General features: G+C 60.8%; 19 protein-coding genes. 10 read left to right on the forward strand and 9 right to left on the reverse strand.

The window, feature by feature from the left end:
* Positions 1-204 precede the first annotated feature (204 nt).
* From AC1C2N_RS02265 to AC1C2N_RS02280, 4 genes are all read left to right on the forward strand, one after another.
* Positions 205-1,698, forward strand: coding sequence for a sugar transferase (locus AC1C2N_RS02265; RefSeq protein WP_495432707.1), 1,494 nt, complete (start codon positions 205-207; stop codon positions 1,696-1,698).
* A gap of 258 nt (positions 1,699-1,956) precedes the next feature.
* Complete coding sequence (locus tag AC1C2N_RS02270; protein WP_495432709.1) at positions 1,957-3,354, forward strand: tyrosine-protein kinase domain-containing protein; 1,398 nt, start codon at positions 1,957-1,959, stop codon at positions 3,352-3,354.
* 194 nt (positions 3,355-3,548) lie between these two features.
* Positions 3,549-4,853, forward strand: a complete 1,305-nt coding sequence (locus AC1C2N_RS02275; protein ID WP_495432711.1) for an oligosaccharide repeat unit polymerase — start codon at positions 3,549-3,551, stop codon at positions 4,851-4,853.
* Positions 4,850-5,863, forward strand: coding sequence for a glycosyltransferase family protein (locus AC1C2N_RS02280; protein WP_495432713.1), 1,014 nt, complete (start codon positions 4,850-4,852; stop codon positions 5,861-5,863). The genes AC1C2N_RS02275 and AC1C2N_RS02280 overlap by 4 nt, the downstream gene beginning before the upstream one ends.
* A 2,231-nt stretch (positions 5,864-8,094) precedes the next feature.
* Here the strand turns inward: AC1C2N_RS02280 and AC1C2N_RS02285 are convergent.
* On the reverse strand, positions 8,095-9,171 hold the full coding sequence (locus tag AC1C2N_RS02285; protein ID WP_495432714.1) for a glycosyltransferase: 1,077 nt from the start codon (positions 9,169-9,171) through the stop codon (positions 8,095-8,097).
* 58 nt (positions 9,172-9,229) lie between these two features.
* Positions 9,230-10,339, reverse strand: coding sequence for a glycosyltransferase (locus AC1C2N_RS02290; protein ID WP_495432715.1), 1,110 nt, complete (start codon positions 10,337-10,339; stop codon positions 9,230-9,232).
* Between the two features lie 737 nt (positions 10,340-11,076).
* Here AC1C2N_RS02290 and AC1C2N_RS02295 point away from each other — a divergent pair.
* The 5 genes from AC1C2N_RS02295 (at position 11,077) to AC1C2N_RS02315 (ending at position 16,853) form a co-directional block, all read left to right on the forward strand.
* Positions 11,077-12,816, forward strand: coding sequence for a DUF4012 domain-containing protein (locus tag AC1C2N_RS02295; RefSeq protein ID WP_495432716.1), 1,740 nt, complete (start codon positions 11,077-11,079; stop codon positions 12,814-12,816).
* 65 nt (positions 12,817-12,881) lie between these two features.
* Entirely contained in the window at positions 12,882-13,424 is a 543-nt protein-coding gene (locus tag AC1C2N_RS02300; RefSeq protein WP_495432717.1) for a hypothetical protein, read from the forward strand.
* Positions 13,425-13,543: 119 nt separating this feature from the next.
* Entirely contained in the window at positions 13,544-14,866 is a 1,323-nt protein-coding gene (locus tag AC1C2N_RS02305; RefSeq protein WP_495432718.1) for a UDP-glucose dehydrogenase family protein, read from the forward strand.
* A 13-nt stretch (positions 14,867-14,879) separates the two neighbouring features.
* On the forward strand, positions 14,880-15,932 hold the full coding sequence (locus AC1C2N_RS02310; protein ID WP_495432719.1) for an acyltransferase family protein: 1,053 nt from the start codon (positions 14,880-14,882) through the stop codon (positions 15,930-15,932).
* A gap of 315 nt (positions 15,933-16,247) precedes the next feature.
* Positions 16,248-16,853 carry an arsenate reductase/protein-tyrosine-phosphatase family protein gene (locus AC1C2N_RS02315; protein ID WP_495432720.1) on the forward strand — a complete coding sequence of 202 codons (606 nt, stop codon included), beginning with the start codon at positions 16,248-16,250 and terminating at the stop codon, positions 16,851-16,853.
* Positions 16,854-16,902: 49 nt separating this feature from the next.
* Here AC1C2N_RS02315 and AC1C2N_RS02320 read toward each other — a convergent pair whose 3' ends face one another.
* Both AC1C2N_RS02320 and AC1C2N_RS02325 read right to left on the reverse strand, forming a co-directional pair.
* Positions 16,903-17,568, reverse strand: a complete 666-nt coding sequence (locus tag AC1C2N_RS02320) for a nucleoside/nucleotide kinase family protein (RefSeq protein ID WP_495432721.1) — start codon at positions 17,566-17,568, stop codon at positions 16,903-16,905.
* A 72-nt stretch (positions 17,569-17,640) separates the two neighbouring features.
* Positions 17,641-18,150 (reverse strand): VanZ family protein, encoded by a 510-nt coding sequence (locus AC1C2N_RS02325; RefSeq protein ID WP_495432722.1) that lies wholly within the window; start codon positions 18,148-18,150, stop codon positions 17,641-17,643.
* A gap of 327 nt (positions 18,151-18,477) precedes the next feature.
* Between AC1C2N_RS02325 and AC1C2N_RS02330 the strand changes: the two genes are divergently transcribed.
* A complete protein-coding gene (locus AC1C2N_RS02330; RefSeq protein WP_495432723.1) occupies positions 18,478-18,621 on the forward strand; it encodes a hypothetical protein in 144 nt (47 codons plus the stop codon).
* A gap of 204 nt (positions 18,622-18,825) precedes the next feature.
* Here AC1C2N_RS02330 and AC1C2N_RS02335 read toward each other — a convergent pair whose 3' ends face one another.
* Genes AC1C2N_RS02335 through AC1C2N_RS02355 form a run of 5 tightly spaced genes read right to left on the reverse strand, consistent with a single transcriptional unit; the run spans position 18,826 to position 22,341 of the window.
* Positions 18,826-19,089 carry an HPr family phosphocarrier protein gene (locus tag AC1C2N_RS02335; RefSeq protein WP_495432724.1) on the reverse strand — a complete coding sequence of 88 codons (264 nt, stop codon included), beginning with the start codon at positions 19,087-19,089 and terminating at the stop codon, positions 18,826-18,828.
* A complete protein-coding gene (locus AC1C2N_RS02340; protein WP_495432725.1) occupies positions 19,086-19,712 on the reverse strand; it encodes a bifunctional 4-hydroxy-2-oxoglutarate aldolase/2-dehydro-3-deoxy-phosphogluconate aldolase in 627 nt (208 codons plus the stop codon). The genes AC1C2N_RS02335 and AC1C2N_RS02340 overlap by 4 nt, the downstream gene beginning before the upstream one ends.
* On the reverse strand, positions 19,709-20,827 hold the full coding sequence (locus tag AC1C2N_RS02345) for a DgaE family pyridoxal phosphate-dependent ammonia lyase (RefSeq protein ID WP_495432726.1): 1,119 nt from the start codon (positions 20,825-20,827) through the stop codon (positions 19,709-19,711). The genes AC1C2N_RS02340 and AC1C2N_RS02345 overlap by 4 nt, the downstream gene beginning before the upstream one ends.
* Positions 20,828-20,847: 20 nt before the next feature.
* Positions 20,848-21,540: a DUF4310 family protein gene (locus tag AC1C2N_RS02350; RefSeq protein WP_495432727.1), complete on the reverse strand. Its 693-nt coding sequence runs from the start codon at positions 21,538-21,540 to the stop codon at positions 20,848-20,850.
* Positions 21,541-21,549: 9 nt separating this feature from the next.
* Positions 21,550-22,341: a DUF4311 domain-containing protein gene (locus AC1C2N_RS02355; RefSeq protein ID WP_495432728.1), complete on the reverse strand. Its 792-nt coding sequence runs from the start codon at positions 22,339-22,341 to the stop codon at positions 21,550-21,552.
* Positions 22,342-22,343: the final 2 nt, after the last annotated feature.

Genomic DNA, 22,343 nt, shown 5'->3' on the forward strand with positions numbered 1-22,343 from the left:
GGCGGCTGGAGCACCGGGCCGGCCGTCACTTTCGCTTCCTCATATCGTCTACAGGTTGGAATGCTCCTTTGAAGGAAAGGCACTTTCTACCGCGAAGGAATGTAAATGTCGCGAGGCAGGGTAAGCAGCATTAACGACTCCACGCGTCCCCCGTCTCGATAAGCTCGTGGACGTGCATCGCTGTGCGCAGTATGGGGGGATTGAGTGAGCGAGACAGTCGAGGAAAAAGCCGTGCCTGCGCGGCGGGTGGACCCCGCACAGTGGGTGATAAACGATTGGCGGAAGCAGTACTCTTTCCGGCTCGCAATCACCGACTTTCTCGTCGTGGTTTGGGTGGTATTCGGAGTGCAGCTCGCGTGGCTGGGTTTTGACGTTGAGGCTCAAGGATTAACGAACGCTGGCAGTGAGATTAGCTATACAGTGATCTCGACTGCCATCGTGGTCGCCTGGATGTTGGTGCTCAGTTTGTACGGCTCTCGTGCCGATCGGGTGGTCGGCGTCGGCTCAACGGAGTACAGACTCATCGTCAACTCGAGCGTATGGCTTTTCGGACTGGTGGCAATTGTCGCGTTCCTGTTCAAAATTGATCTCGCCCGCGGATACGTTTTGATAGCCTTCCCACTCGGCGTCCTGGTTCTTCTGTTTTCACGATGGATGTGGCGCCAATGGCTCGGCGTGCAGCGCGCGGCGGGGAAGTATTCGTCACAAGTCCTTCTCGTGGGATCTCAAAACTCTGCAACACATATCGCCAAAGAATTGGCACGAGCCCCTTTTGCGGGATACCGAGTGGTCGGTGCGTGCATCCCTCAACACGATGGCGTAACGAAACTTCCGGGCACGTCGGTGTCGGTGTTGGGCGACCTCCGCACTATGAAAGAGGTTTTGGCTAGCTCCGGCGCAGACACAGTCGTGATCACCAGCGCCGATGAGTTATCCGCCCACGGCGTGAGAGAACTGAGCTGGTCCCTCGAGCCGGGGCAGCAGCATTTGGTGGTTGCTCCAAGCCTCACTGGAATTGCGGGACCCCGCATCCACACCCGCCCTGTTGCGGGCCTGCCCTTGATTCATGTCGAAACGCCTCGCTACGGCGGGGTGAAAACAGTGGCGAAACGCGCGCTGGACGTTTGCGGGTCTCTCGGCTTACTTCTTGTGCTGAGCCCCCTGCTACTTGGAATCGCCATGGCTATAAAAATCACTTCTCGTGGCCCTGTTTTTTTTCAGCAGGAGCGGATCGGTAAAGGGGGCGACCCTTTCCTCATGTTGAAATTTCGATCGATGGTCGTTGATGCTGAGGCGCAGCTAGCTGCGTTGCGTGATACCGATCGCAGCGAAGGGAACGAGATTCTCTTCAAAATGAAGAATGATCCTCGAGTGACCCCGGTAGGGCAGCTACTTCGTCGGTTCAGCTTGGATGAACTCCCGCAACTACTGAATGTCCTCGGGGGAACGATGTCGCTGGTGGGCCCGCGCCCTCCACTTGAGCGAGAGGTGTCTGCTTATGAACGCCATGTGCACCGTAGGTTCCTCGTAAAACCGGGGATAACGGGACTATGGCAAGTGAGTGGTCGGTCTAACCTGTCCTGGGAGGAGAGCGTGCGCCTCGACCTCTACTATGTTGAGAATTGGTCGTTCACTGGAGACTTGTCGATTCTGTGGAAGACAGCCAGAGCAGTTCTTGCACGTGATGGTGCCTACTGAGGCGTGACACGAATCGACGCCGTGTCCTCTGGCGTGCGACGGTTGAGGTCTGTCCCTGCGGTGGAGGGTATCGGGCGTTAGTAGCCCTACTGACGTAGCGTGAGTGCTGGCAGCCGAGCCCGTGTCCCAAAGTGGGGCGAAGCTGCCTGTGCGGCGTATGCGATCTTGTAATTCGTCCCAGCGCCGATATGGCAACATGGCTGTAGAGTCGGCGGAACCGACCGGCTCATCGGCGCAACAAGGGGGAGGGCTGCCGGTATGGAGCTTCGTGAATACATCCGCATTCTACGTAAAAGTTGGGTCCTTCTCGTTCTGCTCACCCTTCTGGGAGTCGGCGCGGCTGCTGGCTACTCCCTCGCTCAAACGCCGCAGTACAGCGCATCGTCAAAGGTATTCGTCTCGACTTCCTCCGGTGAGACCGCGAACGAACTCGTCCAGGGCAACAGCTTCACGGTACAGCGCGTGAAGACCTATTCGGATCTGGCGAAGACGCCCATCGTGCTCCTTCCCGTGATCGCGACCCTCGGACTGAATACGACGGCGCACGAGTTGGGGGAAAACGTCAGCGTTAGCGCGGCTCTCGACACCACGATCATCGAAATCTCCGTCCGGGACGCGGACCCCGTGATGGCAACAAATATTGCGGACGCCATATCCGACTCGCTGTCCTCCGCTGTTCAAGAAATCGAAAAATCCGATGCTAGCGGCGCCGTTTCTCCGGTGAAGCTCACTCCTGTGCAACAAGCAGAAGTCCCATCCGCACCCATAGCACCCAAAATGCCCGTGAACCTAGCTCTGGGCGGGATAGTCGGGCTAGCCCTTGCGCTCGGAATAGCGGTGTTGCGAGAGACTCTCGATACGCGTATACGAAACCAGCGCGACGTTGAGCAAATCACAGATGCTCCAATTGTGGGTGGAATTTCATTCGACCCCAAGGCGGCTCAGCGACCACTAATCGTTTTTGCCGATCCTCGAAGCCCTCGTGCGGAGTCGTTCCGCACGTTGCGAACCAATCTCTCGTTCTTGCAAACTGGCGCTTCCGGTCGCAACTTCGTTATAACGTCCTCGATTGAAAGCGAAGGGAAGAGCACAACTGCCGCGAATCTTGCTATCTCCCTGGCCGATTCTGGGGCCCGCATCCTTCTTGTTGATGCGGACCTGAGACGTCCAAAAATTGCGGAGTACATGGGTATCGAAGGGGCAGTGGGGCTCACCGACGTGCTGATCGGTCGGGCCGACTTGCTCGACGTGGTCCAAGCATGGGGTAAGACGAAACTCTTCGTTCTCCCCGCTGGTCGGATCCCGCCGAACCCGAGCGAACTCTTGGGGTCTCAGTCGATGTCGAAGCTCATAGAGGTACTCGGGCGAGAGTTCGACGCCGTGATATTCGACGCTCCACCCCTCCTGCCAGTGACGGACGCAGCCATCCTCGCGAAAGCGGTGGGCCACTCCATAGTTGTCGTCGCGGCGGGCAAAACCCATAAGAACCAACTCCAGGGCGCTGTGAAGGCCCTGGAAAACGTCGGCGCTCCAGTTTCGGGTGTGATTCTGACGATGCTGCCTACCAAGGGTCCAGACGCATACGGCTACGGCCGGTATGGATATGGGTACACATACACGGCGGAACCGACGGTTCGTACACTCGCGAATTCATGACACTAGATGGCGGATCGCTACTGAAACGGCGCGCAGTCGCGCTGGAACGCGTACGGACTGGAGCGGCAAGAAAAGCGTCTGATGGCGGTCGTTCCCCGCGAGCACCCCGTTCTGGTAGCAGTCTGTCCGTGTTTCGTCCGACGGGGTTCGGTCTTGCCTTGACGGGCCTAGGAGCCTTGGGCGTACTGTGTTTCGTGGGCTGGATCGTCGGTCTGGCTGATACACCCATGGCAATGCATGTAACTATCAGCTTGGGGTTGCTGGTGATCTGCATCTGCGCTGACTTCGCTCAGGACCGAGACCTCCCATTCCTCATGCGGCCGGGAATCGCGACCGCTGCCGCAGTCGTCATTGGCTCCTTGGCAGCGCCGAGTCTCGTTGGGAGCGACTACTCGCGATACCTGATTCTATGGGTCGCCCAAGTTCTCGGGGTCCTTGCGGGGGTGCTACTCACGCAGGACCGGCGTGCGCGCGTTGACGCACGTCTGCACCGGGCCCCCCGTTCAGTGCTCGTGGTCAACGAACGCCTCATCATCCAGATCGCGGGCGCAGTCTTCCTTATTAGCGTCCTCGCGGCGTTATTTTTCTTCGCGTGGAAAGGGATCCCCGCGCTTGGCGGAAACGTTGAGCAAGGTCGCGTGGACGCGGCTGTGGAGGGTACTGGCTACTTCCGCCTGGTGGCTTATCTGGGAATTCCCGCTGCGCACGTATTAGTCGCGCTCCGCCACCGATACGCGCTATTCGTCGTCGCAACGAGCACACTTATTATCCTGGGACTTGCAAACCGTAGCCCTCTGCTCTATCTCTATGTGCCGCTGCTTCTCGTCCTATTTGACCAGCAACGCATTCGGCTCAGCTCGGTGCGCATCTTGGCGGCTGCCGCAGTCATAGCAACCGTCATCCTCGGGCTAGGTACGTTCCGAGTTTTCAGTCAAGACGAGTTCGCGCGGTACGACGAGTTCCGTAGCGATATCGCCTCACGGGATTACGTAGGCGTCGCGCTTACAACCTTCGAGCAATACGCTGAGGTCGTCGCTGAGAACGCGGTGTTGACCAAAGACCTCGTTGACCGCGGCGCGTTGCCTCATCAGTACGGCACCAGCTATCTCACCCTGTTTATATCTGCTCTGCCGGGCGAACAGCTTTCCCTGGACCGCCAAATCAAGCAAGCGTCGGGAAAGGACTTTGTGGGAGGCGGGACTCCGCCGACACTAATGGGTGAAGGTTACGCAAACTTTGGTGTACTTGGCACAGTGGGAATTGGGGCTTTTGTTGTCGCCCTACTCCGCTACTGGTCGGCGAGGTATCGCGAAAGCGTTGCGTCTGGGGACGCGAGTTTGCGCGCGCTCACGGCGGCCGTATATGGCTATATGGTGTTGTGGGTAGTCGGTTCTCAGGTGGCGGGCTTGGCAGGGGCAAGTACTATGCCCCTAGCCGGAGCGTTAACGCTCGTGGTGATGCGGATGGTAGGTACCAGAGAATCGAAGGTTCCAAAATGAACATTGACCGCATCGCGTGGGCGGCACCGCCGGGGTCGTCCGCAGCCAATCGTCCTCGAAGCCTGACGACGGAATTAGTGCGGTTGGGGCTGATTCAACCCGACTTTGGTACGTACTTTCACGGTCGGGCGCGATCAGTCGGCCGGGATGTTAACGCGGGTATCGTGATGCCGCGAGTCAGTCGCGTATCGGGGGAGTCGGAGAGAGTCGGGGTGATGTCACCTGTCTTCGTACGCGGTTCTGTGGGAGCCCCCGCATGGTCGGACTTCTACGACGATTGGTCTTTGGCTCCCGATATTAACGTCGTCAATCGGACAACTAGTGCGATGACGTATCGCCAAGTACGCGCTCGACGTGAGGCATTCGGCATGGTCACCTGCAATTCTAAGTACATGCAGGCAAAGCTCGATTTGCCGAACACAGCGCTGGTTCCGAACGGCGTTGAGCGGTCTTTTGCCCACTTGCATCGGCACGGCGACGGCCGTCGTCGTTTGGTGGTCCTCGGGAAGTTCTTTGTTGGTAGGACTGACTTCTCTCTGATTCTCGACGTGGCACGCGCGGGAAGCTTCGATGAGATAGTTGTGGGTGCCCCAGGAGATTCTCGGCAACTGCGAGAAGTACTTGACAAGATCGCTAAGGAAAAACTCGCATCGGTGCGGTCTTTCCCCTGGCTCCGACCAGAGGATTTGGTAAAAATCGCGGGGCATCGGACTGTGGCTTTGATTCCGCACTTGGTCACCGACTACACGTTGAGTCAAGATTTGATGAAGGTGTATCAGTTCACGGCGCTCGGCTTACCGGTTATTTCTCCGAGGCTCCTCTGGCCAGACCACGTGTCCAAGGATCATGCGTTACTGCTGGATTTCGGTGTCGATCTGGGCGCTATCCTCCCGGACTGGACAGACAACGTATCAATCACGGAGGAAACGCGCCACGCGTTTGTCCTCGAGCATTCCTGGGAGTCGCGTGCTCGGGCAATCGCCGCGCTGTTGGTGAGCCATGCGGCCTGATGTTTCATTGGTGCTCTATCGTCCCAGTGCAGGCGATGTCGCGCCGACCCTACGTAACCTCGCGGACGTCCGCGCTGAATTCGGAACACTGAGAATATTGGTCTCGGGCACTCGACTGGAGTGCAACGCGATCGAGGAGTTAGTCGCCGCTACGGGGCTTCATGCGCAGGTCCGTTTCGAGCACCGGTACGACAATCTCGGATTCGCATCAGGGCACAATCGCTTGTTGGAGAATTCTTTCGAGGAGGGGGCACCCTCAGTGCTCGTTCTGAACCCAGATATATCGATCGAGCCAGGTGCCCTTTCGCGGTTTGTGGAGCGTGCGCATCTGGGAAGCGAATTGTCTTTGTTTGGCCCGTCCTTGTGCCGCATACCGCTCGAAGGGGCGCAAGCAACGCCCACCTTCGATAGCAACGGGATCGAGTGGACGCGGTCCGGCCGTCACTTCGACATCGCACAAGGCAAGGAATGGACGATAGAGGACGGCCGTATTTCGGTCGTTGCTGGGGTGAGCGGTGCCTGCCTACTTGTGACCCGAGCTGCGTATGACGCGATAGTCCAACATTCGGGATGGTTCTTTGACGATGTATTTCTTGCATATCGCGAGGATGCAGAGTTAGGCATCCGCGCGGGTGCTTTAGGCGTGACATCCCGGGTGATCGAAATGAGTGGCTTTGGACATATCCGAACTGTTCGAGGAGCCGCGAGAGGCCACGGCCTTGCTGACCTGCTGGGCGTTCGGAACCGGCTAGTCCTACGTTGGCGGCTGGGTACTCTTCGCCCCGGGGTTTCCGCGGTTGCGCTATTCCGTGACCTAGTTGTCGTGTTGGCTGCGGCGACGGTAGAACGGTCGAGTTGGGACGGAGTTCGGTCTGCGTATCGTATTCGGCGCAGCCTAAGAAGAAGAGGTCTGCACACCATGATCAAGCAGCGTTGAGCATCCGCAGCATCCCCACCATCCGTTGGCGTCCCGTCTTGAGCAGCACCTCGACCGGCGCTGGGAGGGGCATGTTAAGTTCGCGGGCGAGTGGAATGCCAACCGCTGAACTGCACCGCTAGTACCGATGATTCCGCGATCACTTCTCCGATCAAGCCTCCGGCCGGACCGAGTGTGGCCGAGAGTACCAGGATGCTTGGCACGCCCACGGTTGCGCCCACAGCGGCGCTCCGGGTGACCACATGAACACGACGGGCAGCTACCAACGCTAAGCCCCCCACCGCACGAGAAATGCAAACCAAAAATATTAGGACGCCACTTAGGGCAGCGAGATGCCATTCAATCTTGACGACGCCGGAGAAGACAAGTTGCGCAGCATAGGGAGCGACTAGAGCGAAGGCGATTCCTGCCGCGGCACCGAGCAATACATTGAGAAGGATTGCTTTGCCGCTGATCGCGAACCGTTCTCGGTGAGATGACTGGCGCCCGACCCAGCTCTGCATACTGTTTGGAATGGCCGACAGTATCGTCAAATACATCCGCTGCAATCGCTCAACGGATGCAAAGACCGGCACCGCGCTGGGCGCCACGATCGTCACCAATGTTATTGGGAGGGCGATGTAAAGCGCGCTTATCAGTCGGCCGCTAAGGGCGACCCGCTGAATTCCGATCACTCTCAGGACACGGCGGAGGCTGAGAGCGGCTAGATCGTTCCGATTGACGCCTGCGGCCCAAAGCCCGGCAACTGGCGCAATGAGGGACGGGAGAAGAATCCCGACCAATGGATAGATGAGCATAGGAGCGCCTGCGAAGACCAGAAGCAACGCGGAAACCGTTACCAATAAAAGCCGAGGGAGCGCGTCGGTAAACAACACCTGGCTCGGGCGCCCGGTTCCAATGAAGTACCAGGCGTTGGTTAGGCCACCGGCCGTGGTCCCGACTGCTACAAGCGCAGACGTCGCAGCGAACTCCGGGCTAAGGTTCCACGCGATAAGACTGACCACCATAGCCACCGGTAGAAGCATCACCACCCGGCTTACGGAGGATGCAGCGAGAGCTCGTCGACGATTTTTCGCATGCGCAGCCCGGGCCACTCGCTGCGGCCCGGTGAGACCCCACCCTAGTTCGACAATCGTTGCCCCGGCCATTCCCAACGACTGCCCAATTGCGACAGCCGCCCACGCGTGGGCACCGCCCACGCTCGTAACGGCCGGCAGGGCAAGAAGCGGACTTACCGCACTGAGCATGGGTATCAGCAGGAAACCTAGGCTGCGTTTCACGGTGCCCCCGCCGGTCAAACGCGGTGCCTTGGTTCGCCCAACCGGGATACAAGAAGCGATGTCCCAAAGCCGTCGTCGAACCGACCCCGAACATAGTCTTCCAGCCGGTGGGCGATCCCGATCGGTTGTTCAGCGGAGGTGACCTGCGACCAGACAGATCGGAAAGCGGAGGCCCAATTGAGGTGGTCTTCGGGGTTGACTTGGACGAGTGCGCGCCCAGCGGCTTCCGAGATCTCGGCCAACGCAGGGCTCTCCCGGGTGATCACCAGTTTTCCCATTGAGAGGCCCTGCCAGACCTTGTTTGCGATAACCTCAGAAGCTTTGGTGGAGGTGCCGAAGACTCCGACGATTACGTCAGCGGTTCGGATGTACTCCGCTAACACGGTCGGACTGACGGCATCGAAGAAAGTGGTCACTTCTTCGAGATGCGCGCGCTTCACTGCGTCTTCTACCTGTGGGCGCGTCGGGCCATTTCCCATCAGAGTCAACGTGAAACCCGAGCGGTCAATTTCGCCGAGCGCGCGAATGAATCTATCCAGACCGTGCAGCGGCAGGTAGCTGCCGTAATAAAGGAAATGCACCGAATCAGAATTTGCAACGCCTCGAGCAGGATCGGCTTGAGATCTTGCCCACTCGGGCGCCCCAACGGGCAAATCGAGAAATGGCCTGCGGTTATGAACGTCCGCGGCGAATCTCCTCGCCCGTGCGGCGGTATCGGTCAGGCACACATCTGCGCTCAGTATGGCGCCACGGTCGCACAAGCGGAGCGCGGCTGCACGAACAGAACGTTTCGGTGTTTTGCCAGCGTCTCCCACTTCAGTTTCATGGAGGCCGACAAAGAAATCGACCACGTGCAGGGCGCGCGAACGCTTTGCCGCCATCCAGGAAAACAGGAAGCTGTTGAGGCTGAACTCACTTAGTATGACGACGTCGTAGTCGGTACCCAGCTGCCATGTGTTCTTGAATAGGTTGATGTATCGGCGGTAACGCGACTTGGATGCAACCGCAGGTACGACCGTGATCTCGGCGTCGTACGTCAGAGAGAGGTACTCACGAATCCGTTCATTGCGCGGGTAGCCCTCGTCACGCACCCCGAAGTACAAGACTCGTGGTCGGCTTCCCCGAGAGGTCGATGTCTCGCCCGCCATGTCAGCTCGCCTGGCGCTTCAGCGCCGAGAGAAGGCTCTGCTCATACGCCGCGCACACGCTCTCCCACGAATACGCTTCAGTTGCGCGCTGCTTCCCGCTCGTTGATGCCTGATCCATTCGCTCAGTGTTGTTCAGCATCTCAGCCATGCCCTGAGATATCGAAGTACTGGTTGGTTGTACAAACGTCCCCACATCGCCCAGGACCTCTCGGTTATATGCCGTATCGCGCGCAACGATCGGAGCGCCGCAGGCCATTGCTTGGACGAGGGCCGGATTGGTTCCGCCAACGCTGTGGCCGTGAAAATACGCTCCAGCATGCTGCCAGAGTGAGTGAAGGCGCGTGTCATCGCTGATATGCCCGAGCCAGTGGACGCGATCGCTTGAGTCAGCCAGTTGTTGGGCGCGGACGTCGAGCTCGCCGCCGTATCCGGCAGAACCGACAATAACCACGTCGTGGTTCTTAGCTATGAGTGGCACTGCGTCGAAGAACTCGTCAATGGTGTTCTCGGGAACGAACCTCGCGACAATCAACGCGTAGCCCCGGTGGCGTAACCCTTCTTCAATAGGCAAACTGTCGTTGGGGTCCCCGCCGTACGGGATGAAGTCGCCATCTCGACGGAATTCGGTTTGCCAGCGCCTCGCGATCACTTTCGAATCAAAAACTAATCGAGAGCCAAAACGCGCGGTCATTCGAGCCCCGGTATGGAAAACGAATTTCGCGAAGCGGCCCCACTTGGCTCGGTCCCATTCGATTCCGTCCACGTTTACGACTGTCGGGACCCCCTTTGCGCGGAGCAAGGGGAGCCAGAACCCATTCGCTACGTTCATCACCAACGCCACGTCTGTGCCTGTGACCATTGCATCCACGGCCGAAGTCAAGCCATAGGTCAAAGTGCTCAGCGACTTTGATTCGATTCCACCCGTGATCTTTGAGGATACGAGGGGGTGACGACCGGGGGCATCTGCATGGATAGCCCCGCGACGTCCATAGACGGTTACGTCCCACCCGCGGTCGGCTAAATACGGCGCCAGCCTTCTGACCGCCGTTTCAAAGCCGCCATAGAAACTCGGATAACCGCGCGTGCCGATGATTGCAACCCGCTTACTCACACTCAATCCCCCCAGATTTTAGGAAGGTCGCACACGACGTGCGCCTAATACCTTCCCTGTGCCCTCGAGGTCACTCGAGAGGGCCGAACTGCCTAGGCGCATAGCCTAGCTGTATTGCGACTCCTCTGGTCAGCCTCCCTTCCGGCGGGCGGTGGAGGTAACTAGCGGGGGTTCGTAATCCCCTCAAGGGGACTGCGTGATGTGGATCTGGTTCGCTTGTGTGGATGGGCTACCCGTGGCGCAGGAGCGGAGGGAAATCGCCCGAACTCATGCTCGTCGGGACCGCCAGCGGGCACCGCGGATGCACTCGCGTTCAGATGCAGTCATCTGACCAATGCGCTTCGCATTCGGCTGAGCACCAAAATGCAGCCTCCCCGCTTTGGAGGGGCCGGTGGCATTGTTTGCATTTTTTTTGGGAAAGGAACGCCCGCGTCAGATTCCTCGGCGATACGAGGGACAGGACCTTTGCTGCATGGGACATAGGGTTTCCGATCCGGAGATACTTCGCGTGAACTGAGCATAACGGATTAAGTGAGTGGACCTCACATAATGTTCGCGCCGGGTCGATTGCGTGTCCATAAAGGTGGTCCGGACCGTCTGTCCGGTGGTGTGTCGAAGCGTCTCGTGGTTTTGCTCAAAGCTACCCGGGCTGATTGGATGAGCGCATGAACCTTGGGCAGTCCTCACGGCGTCGAGCAGCCCCGCAGCGATCACAACGCAGGATATGGCTCTGGGCATTGGCCGTCGTAATCGTCGTGGCGGTGGCGCTTGTGGGGTGGGTCGGCGTACGAGCGCTCCTGGCGAAGAGCGAGTTGGAGGCAGTCGCGACGTTGGTGCCGCAGCTCAAGGACCAAGTTCTTTCGCAGGACCGCGCGGGTGTTGAGGCAACGGCGGCATCATTGGGAGAGCATGCCGAAAGCGCGAAGAATCTGACGCACGACCCGCTATGGAGATGGGTGGAAGGCGTGCCTTGGCTCGGGGTGAATCTAACCGGGATCCGTCAGATATCTGCCGTTGTAGCCGATCTGTCGGATGACGGGCTGGACTCCTTGACGCAGGTAGCCGCGTCGTTCGAGGTCGCAGACTTTAAACCGGTTGGTGGGGCGGTGAATGTCCAGAGTCTTCTAGACCTCGCGCCGGCCGCGGGGAGCGCGGCAGATGCCGTCCGGACCGCTCGTTCCGCCTTGCAGCAAATACAGACCGACGAGGCGCTGCCCCAGCTAGACGACGCCAAACGCAGTTTCGACGAGCAACTGGCAAAGATCGAGCCAGCAGTAGAGGCCTTGCGCCTCGCGACAGTCCTCGCGCCCGACATGCTGGGCGCTTCGGGTGCCCGAGAGCTGCTGCTTTTGGTTCAGAACCCGGCGGAGCTGCGCGCCGGCGGGGGCATATCGGGTGCTCTTGCCCTGCTCAAAACCGACGCTGGTCGGATCGAACTTATCCGACAGGCATCCACCACCGATTTTCCACGATTTAACGCACCCGTGCTGCCGCTCTCCGACGCGACATTGGGCCTCTACGGGGCCATCACCGGAGAATACATTCAGAATGTCAACCTCACGCCGGACTTCCCTCTCTCGGCAGCGCTCGCTCGGGAAATGTGGAGCGCCCGCTACGGCACCGCTGTCGACGGAGTTGTCTCAATAGATCCTGTGGCGCTGAGCTACATTCTGGAGGCAACTGGTCCAGTTGTCTTAGCTACCGGAGATATCTTGTCCGCCGAGAACGCCGTACCTCTTCTGCTTCAGGATGTATACCTTCGGTACAGCGAACCAGCCGAACAAGACCGGTTCTTCGCCGCAGCAGCGTCGGCCGTCTTCGACAAGGTGGCGAGCGGTGAGTTGGAGGGAGCAAAGTTGATCGAGGGGCTCGCAAAGGCGGGGGAGGAACGACGCATAAAACTGTGGAGCGCGGTCGAATCGGAACAACAGGAGCTTGCGTCCACGAGCCTTTCGGGCACCCTTCCGGTGAAGACCGATGCCGTCCAGCCGTTCGGGGTGTATCTCAACGACGCGACTGCGGGGAAGATGGACTTCTACCTTGATGTCGAAATAGGAAATGCTCAAGTCAGCTGCCGCCAAGACGGGCGCCCCAATTATGGGGTCACGGTAACGCTGAAGAACACAGCGCCCGGGAATGCCTCAGCCGTTTTTCCGGAGTACGTGACGGGTGGCGGTGCCTTCGGTGTAATGCCCGGCAACATCAAGACGCTCGTCAACGTCTACGGCACCCCAGAACTGCAGAACCTTGGCGTAACGCGAGACGGCGCGGTCGTGCCGTATTTGCCAGCTACGGACTCCGGCTATCAAGTCAGCCAGATCGCCGTTGAGCTAGCTCCAGGGGAGAGCGCCACGCTGCAGTTTGGATTCCTAGGGCTGGCACCTTTTAGCGGGGAGGTCGTGACCGAGCAGACTCCGGTAATTAATCTTCAGGAAACAAAAAAGCTGGCGCTCAGCTGTGAGTCTCCCCTATGGTAGGACTCGTGTCACTTGAGACACGCATTTGTCGGATCGACAACACATAGTCCTGGGGGTCTATAAACATGTTCAAAAAATCACTTGCGGCGCTCGCGCTCGCAGTAATGGCAATTTTCGCCGTCCCGGCGGCTGCGACCGCCTATGGGCCGCAGTCAGACGGAACGGTCGTCGGAGACGTGGTTGCCGGCGGCAACGTCACCATCAACTTCGGCCCCGGTGCGTTCGCCGGCGCAGAGAACGTCACCTTCATTATTGAGGGTAACGGCGCAGTAACGATCGCGGCATTCAAGGCAGCGACCGATAACGCGGTGAAGACCGCGGCAGCCGACGGTTCCGTTAGCGCTGTTGCGTCTCTCCCGGCTAATGCCTCGGGCAGCTACAACGTGACCGCGACCGGACAGACGTCTGGAAATATCGGCACCGCGACGCTCACTGTGGCTGCCGCTGACGCCGGATCGAACGGCGGATCAGACGGCAACGGACTGCCCGACACCGGTGCAGAGGTACCCGTCCTCGCGCTCTGGACTGCCGGTGGAGCCCTCGCTCTCGGTGCAGCTCTGATCGCTGTGATGACGATCGTTCGTCGCCAGCGTCTCTCGCAGGACTAGGACTCGCAAACCCGACATTTGCGAGGCTCTAAGCAAATCACCGAAGAAGGTCCCAGGCTCCGGCTTGGGGCCTTCTTCGCGTCTAGGCCACGAATAGCGAACCTCTAGGCTGGAGCACTATGAAGATATCGGTAATCGGCTGCGGATACCTCGGCGCCGTCCACGCAGCATCCATGGCTCAACTGGGACATGACGTCGTCGGAATTGACGTCGACAAGTCCAAAATCGAGGCACTCAGCCAGGGGCGTGCTCCCTTCTTCGAACCGGGGTTGCCAGAATTGCTCGTTGAGGGCGTTCAGGCCGGGTCGCTCCGATTCAGTACGGAGATGGCTGACGCTGCAGACGCCGTCACCCATTTCGTCGCGGTAGGAACTCCGCAGCAGAAGAACGGCTCGGGCGCAGACCTCAGCTACGTGGACGGTGCCATCGACGCGCTTCTGCCATATCTCAAGCCGGGTGACCTCGTCGTGGGGAAGTCGACGGTCCCCGTCGGCACCGCCGAACGCCTGGCCGCTCTCGTCGAACCCACGGGAGCGCAGCTCGCCTGGAACCCCGAGTTCCTCCGCGAGGGTTTCGCGGTAAAAGACACGATCGCCCCGGACCGCTTGGTGTACGGAGTGCGGCAAGGCTCCGGGTCTGAGGAAACGGACGGGCCCCGCAGTGCGGTCGACATCCTCAACGAGGTCTACACTCAGGCCATCGCAAACGAAACCCCACTCGTCGTCACCGACTACGCCACGGCCGAACTCGTCAAGGTGGCGGCCAACGCTTTCCTCGCGACGAAGATCTCCTTCATCAATGCGATGGCTGAGATCGCCGAGGTTGCCGGTGCAGACGTCACAGAGCTCGCGGACGCGATTGGTTATGACGTCCGGATCGGACGCAAATTCCTCAACGCCGGTGTCGGTTTCGGTGGGGGGTGCCTGCCCAAAGACATTCGGGCATTTACCGCTCGTGCCGAAGAACTCGGCCGAGGGGAGTCCGTTGCCTTCCTCAAAGAGGTCGACGCTATCAACCTTCGGCGCCGTGACCGCGTAGTCGAACTCGTGGTCGATGCGCTTGGGGGCAGCGCGTACAAAAAGAAAGTCGCCGTCCTCGGTCTGGCGTTCAAACCGGACAGCGACGACATCCGTGACTCGCCAGCGCTCGATGTGGCGGTCCGGCTCCACGGTCTCGGCGCTCACGTCGTCGCGACAGATCCCGAGGCAATCGCGAACTCGCACGTCAAGCACCCGCAACTAACCTTCGGGTCGACCGCTGAGGCTCTCGACGGTGCTGACATTGTTGTCGTCCTGACCGAGTGGAAAGAGTATCGGGCGCTGGATCCGGCGAAGACGAAGTCGGTCATCAAGCAACCGATCCTGGTCGACGGGCGCAACTGTCTGGATGCCTCGGCCTGGCGGGCGGAGGGCTGGCGTTACATCGGGCTTGGGCGTCGCTGAGATTCAGCGCGCGATGACGCTAGACGAATCGTTCGATCCCCGGCGGAACTCGCTGACCGCTCTGCGCTTGGTGATGGCGTCTCTGGTGGTCGTCTCGCACTCGTGGCTGCTCAGCGGATCCGGCCCGCAGCCGGCACTCGGTGGCATCGGGCTGGGTAGTTGGGCGGTAATCGGGTTCTTTGCGCTCTCGGGCTTCCTGATCACGCGCAGTCGACTCTCGAGCGATTCGGCCGCGGCTTACTATCGAAATCGCCTTCTCCGGATCGGGCCGGCATTTCTGGTGTGCATCCTCGCCGTCGCATTCCTTTTCGCTCCCGCATCGGTCTTGCTGGGCGCGGACTCCTCCTATTCCGTGGGAAGTGCCCTGGGTTACGTGGTCACGAACCTGCCGCTGGGTGCCCAGTTCGTCGCGACCGTGGGAATCGAGAGGACCTTGCAGGGGCTGCCGGTCACCGGCATCTGGAATGGTCCGCTGTGGACACTGTTCTGGGAAGCCTGTTGCTACGTGATCATTGGCGTCGCGGTTAGTGTCATCAGCCGCCGCGTACTGCCCAGGGCGGTTGCGGTTATGTTCCTGGGGGCAACAGCTGTCGGCGTCCTCATTGCTGCCGGTGTGCTCCAGCCGGATCCCACACTCGAGCCGGTAGTTACCCTGTTCATCGCGTTCTTCGCGGGTAGCTTAACCTATCTACTTCGAACGCGGATTGACGTTTCCTGGCCAATGATGGTGGCCTGCGTGCTGGTTGTCGTTGCGGTGGTTCTTGTGGGGCAAGCGGCGGTGCTGGTGGCGCTGCCCGCTGCCCTCCTGTTGATTCGGCTGGGTGCTGTACTGCCTCTACATCGGGTCGGAAGGCGTTTTGATATCTCCTATGGCATGTACATCTATGGCTGGCCGGTGCAACAGCTCATCGCTCTGGTCACTTTCGGCACGGGACTCCATGTCGGGTGGTTTATCGCCCTGAGTCTCGGTCTCACGATGCCTCTTGCGCTGCTGAGCTGCGTTCTCGTTGAGAGGCCGGCGCTTCGGTTCAAGTCGTTGGTACCCGCGGCATCTGTCGCGGGCTGATAGCCCCAGATGCCAAGAGAGGGTTCCAGGTTGGACCTGGAACCCTCTCTTGCTCTTTGCAGTCAGTCCTGGGGGGATTTTCTACTCAGAGGTCGGGAAAACCCGATGTAGCTAGAGTACACCATTTATTGAGGGGTGCTCATGTTATTTTTCTAGTGGTTTCCTGCGTGGGCTTACTTGCGGGCCAGACCGTCGTGACTGTTGCCTGTGTTGAGGGCGTCGACGCCACGTGGACCGCCTTCCCCAACCGAGGTGGCGGAGTGTGGAAAGCTTGCCGTAGCGCCGGAAACCAGCACGGCGGGTAGTGGAGTGACTGTGGGCAACTTTTCCATCCTGACTGTGTGCTCGGGCAACATTTGCCGGTCGCCGATGGCGGAGCAGCTTCTGCGCGCCGGTCTCGCCGAGTGCCCGGAGATCCGGGTGTCGAGTGCGGGAACCGTTGGCCTCGTCGGGCACCCGATGGACGCACAGGCCGCTGCCCTTGCTGCCCAGCTGGGAGTGACTGACACCGGAGAGCACGTCGCCCGCGAACTCGATGCGTCCCTGGTTGGAGACGCGCACCTGGTCTTCGCGATGGCGCGTGAGCACCGTCGCGCGGTCGTTGAGTTTGAGCCCAGAGCAGCGCGTCGCACTTTTACCATCCGGGAATTTGCACGAATCGCCGCCGAAATCACGGATGAGGATCTGGCTGATGTGGCTGCGCTGCCCGCGTCGGACGTAGCCGGACGATTGTCGGCGGCTGTTGCGGTTGTCGCGTCGATGCGCGGGATGGTCGACCGCCCGGCTATGCCGGACGACGATGACGTTGTTGATCCGTATCGACGACCCTCCGAGGTGTACGAGCGCTCGGCGGCCGAGCTGCTCCCCGCTGTCGATGGCGTGGTGAGGTTCTTCCGACGGGTGGCGCTGATGAGTAAATAGCAACACCTGACAGCCCCGCCCACACGTGGACTTCGATCAGCGGTGTCTCTTAGCCGCTGGCGCTTGATGCTCCCGAGATCGTCACGTCAGCTCTGGACCGGGATGGCTCGATCAACGCGGCGTTCGATCCGTCGACCGTCTTCGCCCAGGCTTCCGCAGCCTCGGCGGAGCGGCCGTGGCGTTCGTGCCGGTCGACCAGGCGACGCAGGCGCTCGTCCTCGGGCGTCTCACAGAACCAGACTTCGGCAAGAAGGCCGCGAATGTCCGCCCACGGCGCCTGATCGATCAACAGGTAGTTGCCCTCGGCGACCACGAGGCGAGCCGACGGAGGAATCGCGATCTCACCGGCGATGCCCTCGTCAACGTTCCTGTCGAAGCTCGGCGCGAACACGGTGTGGTCGGTCTCGTCGAGAAGCCTGCGCAGCAGGGCGACGAACCCCCAGCTATCGAATGTGTCGATCGCGCCCTTCCTGTCATGGATGCCAAGACGGTCGAGCGTCGAGTTCGCTAGGTGGTACCCGTCCATCGGCAGGTAGACGGCGAGAGGCTCCTGCTCGCCGCCCGGATCGAGCAGCCCATTGATCCGGGCCACGAGCTGTTGTGCGATCGTGGTCTTGCCCGCGCCCGGGCTGCCCGTGATCCCGAGGATCACCCGCTGGTCCTGCTGCATCAGCGCGATCGCGCGGCGGGCGAGCTCATCGCCTTCTGTACTCACGGGGCCCACGGCATCCACTCTATGTGTCGATGTGGTTCGCGTCGCTGGGGTGCTGCGGAGTCGAGCGAGGATCTAATGAACGGATGCTCCGGCATCCGTTGGCCGCGACACACGGGGGAGCGGGATAGCGGCGTTCGCCGCGCGCTGCCGCCTCGCGGTGACCCGGTGGATGCCGAGCAGCAGCAGGATTCCGAGGGCGGTGCCCACAACCGTGCCTGCCGTGTTGGCGAGCACGTCGTTCAGCATGGCGAACCGCGCGCTCAGAAACAGGTGCTGACCGAGTTCGATCACACCGGAAAGAGCGGCCCCGATCACGAGCGTGAGCCACCAGCGCTTCGCACCGAGAACCAGGACCAGCAGAAAACCGACAGGCACGAACAGGGCAACGTTCCCCATCGACTCGATGAAGGGGTAGGTCACCACCTCGGCACCGTGCGACTGCGACCAGTCGACCGCCCGATGAATCGGCTTCTCGACCGGCCGGTCGACGGGCGTCGGCCAGAACGCGATGAGCGCCAACGCTGTGGCGTAGAGAACGGATGCCGCGAGAGCGAAGCTGCGAAGTCGGGGTGGGGTGCGCATCTGATCTCCTGTCGAGTCGGGGAGATCGGCAATGACCGTGCTCGAAAGTGTAACCCCGCCACCTGAGCGCGTATAGAGGGCGGGGCGCTCGCGGGCAGTGGTCGACCGTTTGCCAAAATTGGCTCGCTACTCGGGTATCTGACCCCGAGTGGACGCACTCTTTGGTAAATCGAGCCGACCCGCTCACCGAGAATGGCCGTCGGAGAGAACTCGCCGGGGGAATGCTGACGCACCGGCTGGCCGCGGCGCAACCCCTGCTTCGACGACGAGGCCGACGCGTATGGTGGGCAGACAGCGACGCCGCTGCCCGACTCGAAAGGACACACCATGTCGAACACCGAACCAATGAGCTTCGAGCCGAACCCCGAGCCGACCGTGATGAACCCGACCGACGTCGACTATGTCGGCGAAGAAGAGCCTGAGGTCGACGAGCGCGAGGTCGACTCGCGCGACGCCCACGTTATCGAGTAGGGCGACAGCCTCACCACAATCCTGCGCGGTGAGTCGCACACAACACTGCTGCAGCGCATTGCCTACGCATGTCTCGATTGGAGCGCGAGCGCACCAGGGGAGAAGGCGAGTGAGCAAAGCGCCGCAGCAGTGGTGTTGGGTGCAGGGCGGCCAGCGTGGGAAGGCTCTGTTAACACCGGTTCCAGTTCGCGGGTAACGCGCGGGTCAGGCAGGCTCACCGAGGATCTCGACCGCGCGGTCGAGAAGCGCCTCGCTTCCCTCGCCCATAGCGGTCAATACCACTTCAGTTCCCTGGGCGAAGTTTTGCGACAGCACAGCCAGCAGGCTGTTGGCGCCCACCGTCGCCTTGTCAGCCGCTCCGATGGTGAGTGTGGCACCGGACGCTTTGACAGCATTCACGATCTCCAGGGCCGGACGGGCGTGCAACCCGTGTTCGCGAGTGATCAGGACTGTTCTTTCGCTGCTCATGCGGACACTCCCAGTCCATGAAGTGACTGAAGGAGGTCGCGGCTTGCCGCCGCGATGTCTGGCCGGGCGAACAGATCGCTCCCAATGCTTACGGCTGCCGCGCCCGCAGCCAGCCAGTCCGCCGCATCACCGAGCCCGATTCCCCCGGTTGCCGTAATTCGCGCTCCCGGCAGAACTGATCTCAGGGACTTGAGATACGCGATGCCGCCGATCGACGCGGGAAACAACTTTGCCACTCCGTGGGACGCCGCAGCACGGATCTCATTCGGCGTGAACCCGCCCTCGATGAACAGCACTCCGGCGCTATCGGCGACGGCGCGAGCTTCCGGGACGGCGAACGGGCTCACGAGGAAAGCGGCCCCGGCGGCAATTGCCCGCTCGGCAACCTCCGCGCTGGTCACGGTCCCGAGCCCTACGGTGGCTGCCGGTTGGGTGGACGCCCAGTGTTGTAGTACTTCCTCCCACCCGGGCGTTGTCGCCGTGAACTCAAAAGTATGAATACCGCCCTCACCAATCTGATGAGCCCAAGAATCTGCCTGATCCGCGCTCGAGGCGCGGACAGTAGGGGTCACCCTGCCCTCGACGATTCGTGAAACGGCTTCGTGAATTGCGAGCGGGGTCATTTGGCGGCTCCGGTCAGGATGTCGTCGAGTCGGTTAAGTAGGAGGGTTTCCTCGTCAGTGCTCAACGGGCGCGGGTCCAGAGCGAGTTGCCCGGCCGCGGCCTTGTTATCGCGCACGTACATCGGCGGACGGCTCTCTGCGAGGGCCGCCGCAATGGCGGTGGCGGTTGTGCCCGACTCGGCGGTGACCGTGAAGACGGCCCGATAGATTTCTCGTCCTGCCTCGTCCTGTTCGACCGTGGCACGAATCCCAGGGTGCCGAGCGAGCTTCTCGGCAATGCCTTCCATTCGCTCACGCTGGGCCGCGCCCTCCGCCACGGCCGTCTCGCCAGCGGACATGAAGCTCGTCAGCGCTGCAATCAGGCCCATGGCCTGCTCTTTGCCGACTTTCATCGGACGTGCAATCCCCGAATACTGGGCTCGAGCGGCCGTCATCAGTTCGCTGTTGCCGCACAGGATGCCAGACGTCGGTCCACCGATTGCCTTGCCCCCACTGAAGACGACGATGTCGGCGCCCGTCGAGGTCCATCGCTTCAGATCGTCTTCGGCTGCGGCATCGAGAATCACCGGAACGCCTCGCTCATGCGCGACGCGGATTGTCTCCGCGAGACTCACCATGCCCTTATGCACCGTGTGGTGTGACTGCACGAATATGACCGCCGCGGTGTCCGGGCCAATCGCCGCGGCGATGTCCGAGACGTCTACCCGGTTGACGGAACCTACCTCAACCGCCTGGCCCCCACCGATGGCGATCATCTGGCTGATCGGTGCGCCAAAGTCGACGGCGTGACCTTTTTGGATCACAATCTCGAAGGGCTTCCCAACGCGGCCCGGAAGCCCTTGGATCAGCGGCTTCTCGGTACCAGCGATAACGGATGCCACCGCGATAGCTATTCCGGACGACGCGCCGCTTGAGACACACGCGTCTTCAGCACCGACGAGATCAGCGACGCGGCGGCCCGCTTCAACCATCAGGTCTGCGATGACGACGTGTTCCCGCCCGGCCGCAGCCATGGCATCCGTTACTTCTTTAGCGAGGACGCTCCCGCCGAGGGCGGTCATTTTTCCGCTCGCATTGATCGCGGGCTCGAGTCCTAGTTCAGCGTAAATACTCATCTGAATTCCTTTTTTGGTCGTCAGGCAACGACGATGGGGAAGAACGCTCCGGCGGCCATAGCACCGAGGATGGCACCTCCGGCGATCGGCTTTTTCCACCAGTAGAAGAGGCCGGCGCCAAGAAGCGAACCGATCCCCACTGGAAGTGACGCGCTACCGGCGGACAGGATGATGAGCGGTCCGAGGAAGCGACCCGCTGAATTTCCTGCACCCATCATCACGTCGGCGCCGAATGTGCTCTGCGCTCCGCTCGAGGCGACGGTCGCCTTGCGGATCGCCAGAACGAGGAAGCCCATTGCGAGCCCGATGAACGCTCCAACCGCCAGTGCGAGCCAGAAGTTCTCCATCGGGGCAGTAATGCCGACCGACAGGAGCATTGCGGGAATGCCAATGCCGACGCCCGTCTGGATGGACCCGCCGATATCGAGGATGCCGACCATCGGTCCTTCGATGAGCCTCGCGAGAAGGAAGCCGGCTCCGAAGGCAGCCGCAGCCCCATATCCATTGCCGTCGAACCCCTGTTGGAGCAGCGCGGCGATGGCGATGTCGCTGAAGACTCCGGTTCCATACATGTAGTACATGTGTGTCCCGGCGAACACTCCCGCGCAGATTGCGGCGATGAAGATGGGGAATGCGATCTCGGAAAGCCAGAATCCGCCCTGCCAGGGTTGGAGTTTTTCCTTGGTGCCGACGTTTGTGTTGATGATTGCCATGATCCGCTCCTACTTGGCTGGGGTTGTGCCGGTGATCCGATGGAGTTCGGCCAACCAGTCGGGGATAGTGAGGTTGAGCTGGGTCAGTAGTGTGACGTCCACTCCGCGCAGGAACCCGCTCACGATGAACAGCAGTACCACTGCGGTGGTGATCGACTTGGTGACCTTCGTCCAGCCGAGGTCGTCGACCCCCTTGGCGATGACGATGCCGAGCACGATGCCAGGAACGGCGTTGCCGAACACCATGTGCGCCAGTCCACCCAGGACGGTTCCCCACGCACCGGCACGGCGGCCGGCATCCATCGCTGCGAGCCAGAAGATGGCTGGCATCACCGGGTTGATGAGCCATGCCGACGCCGGGCCGAGGACGCCACCGGCGACCGACTTCAGACCCTCGGGAACCGCGCTCGCGGTTGAGTTCAGGAATGTAATGAGAACGGCACCGACGATCGCGCCCATCCAGGCCATACGCCGTGGATTGTGGAGGGTTTCGTCGAGGTTCTTGTTATGCCACAGCGAGAGCGCCGCCGCCCAGTGCGGAATGATGCGGTGATCGACGTCGGCGGTCAGCGCGCCGGAACCGACGACCGAGGCCCAGGAATTGAAGAAGAACCCGAGCCCGAATGATCCGTGGGCGATGGGGTCGTTCTCACACGCGTTGAGTTCCCCAAGTGTGCGGAATGAACCCGCGCCCTGCACTTTCGGAGCGTGGAACATGCGGGCCACGCCGGCCCCCGCCCCGAAACCGGAGAGGGCGCCGATGATGATGGAGCTGAAGATGATGACGAGCCACTCGCTCATGC

This window comes from Mycetocola sp. Y791, from assembly GCF_059445325.1.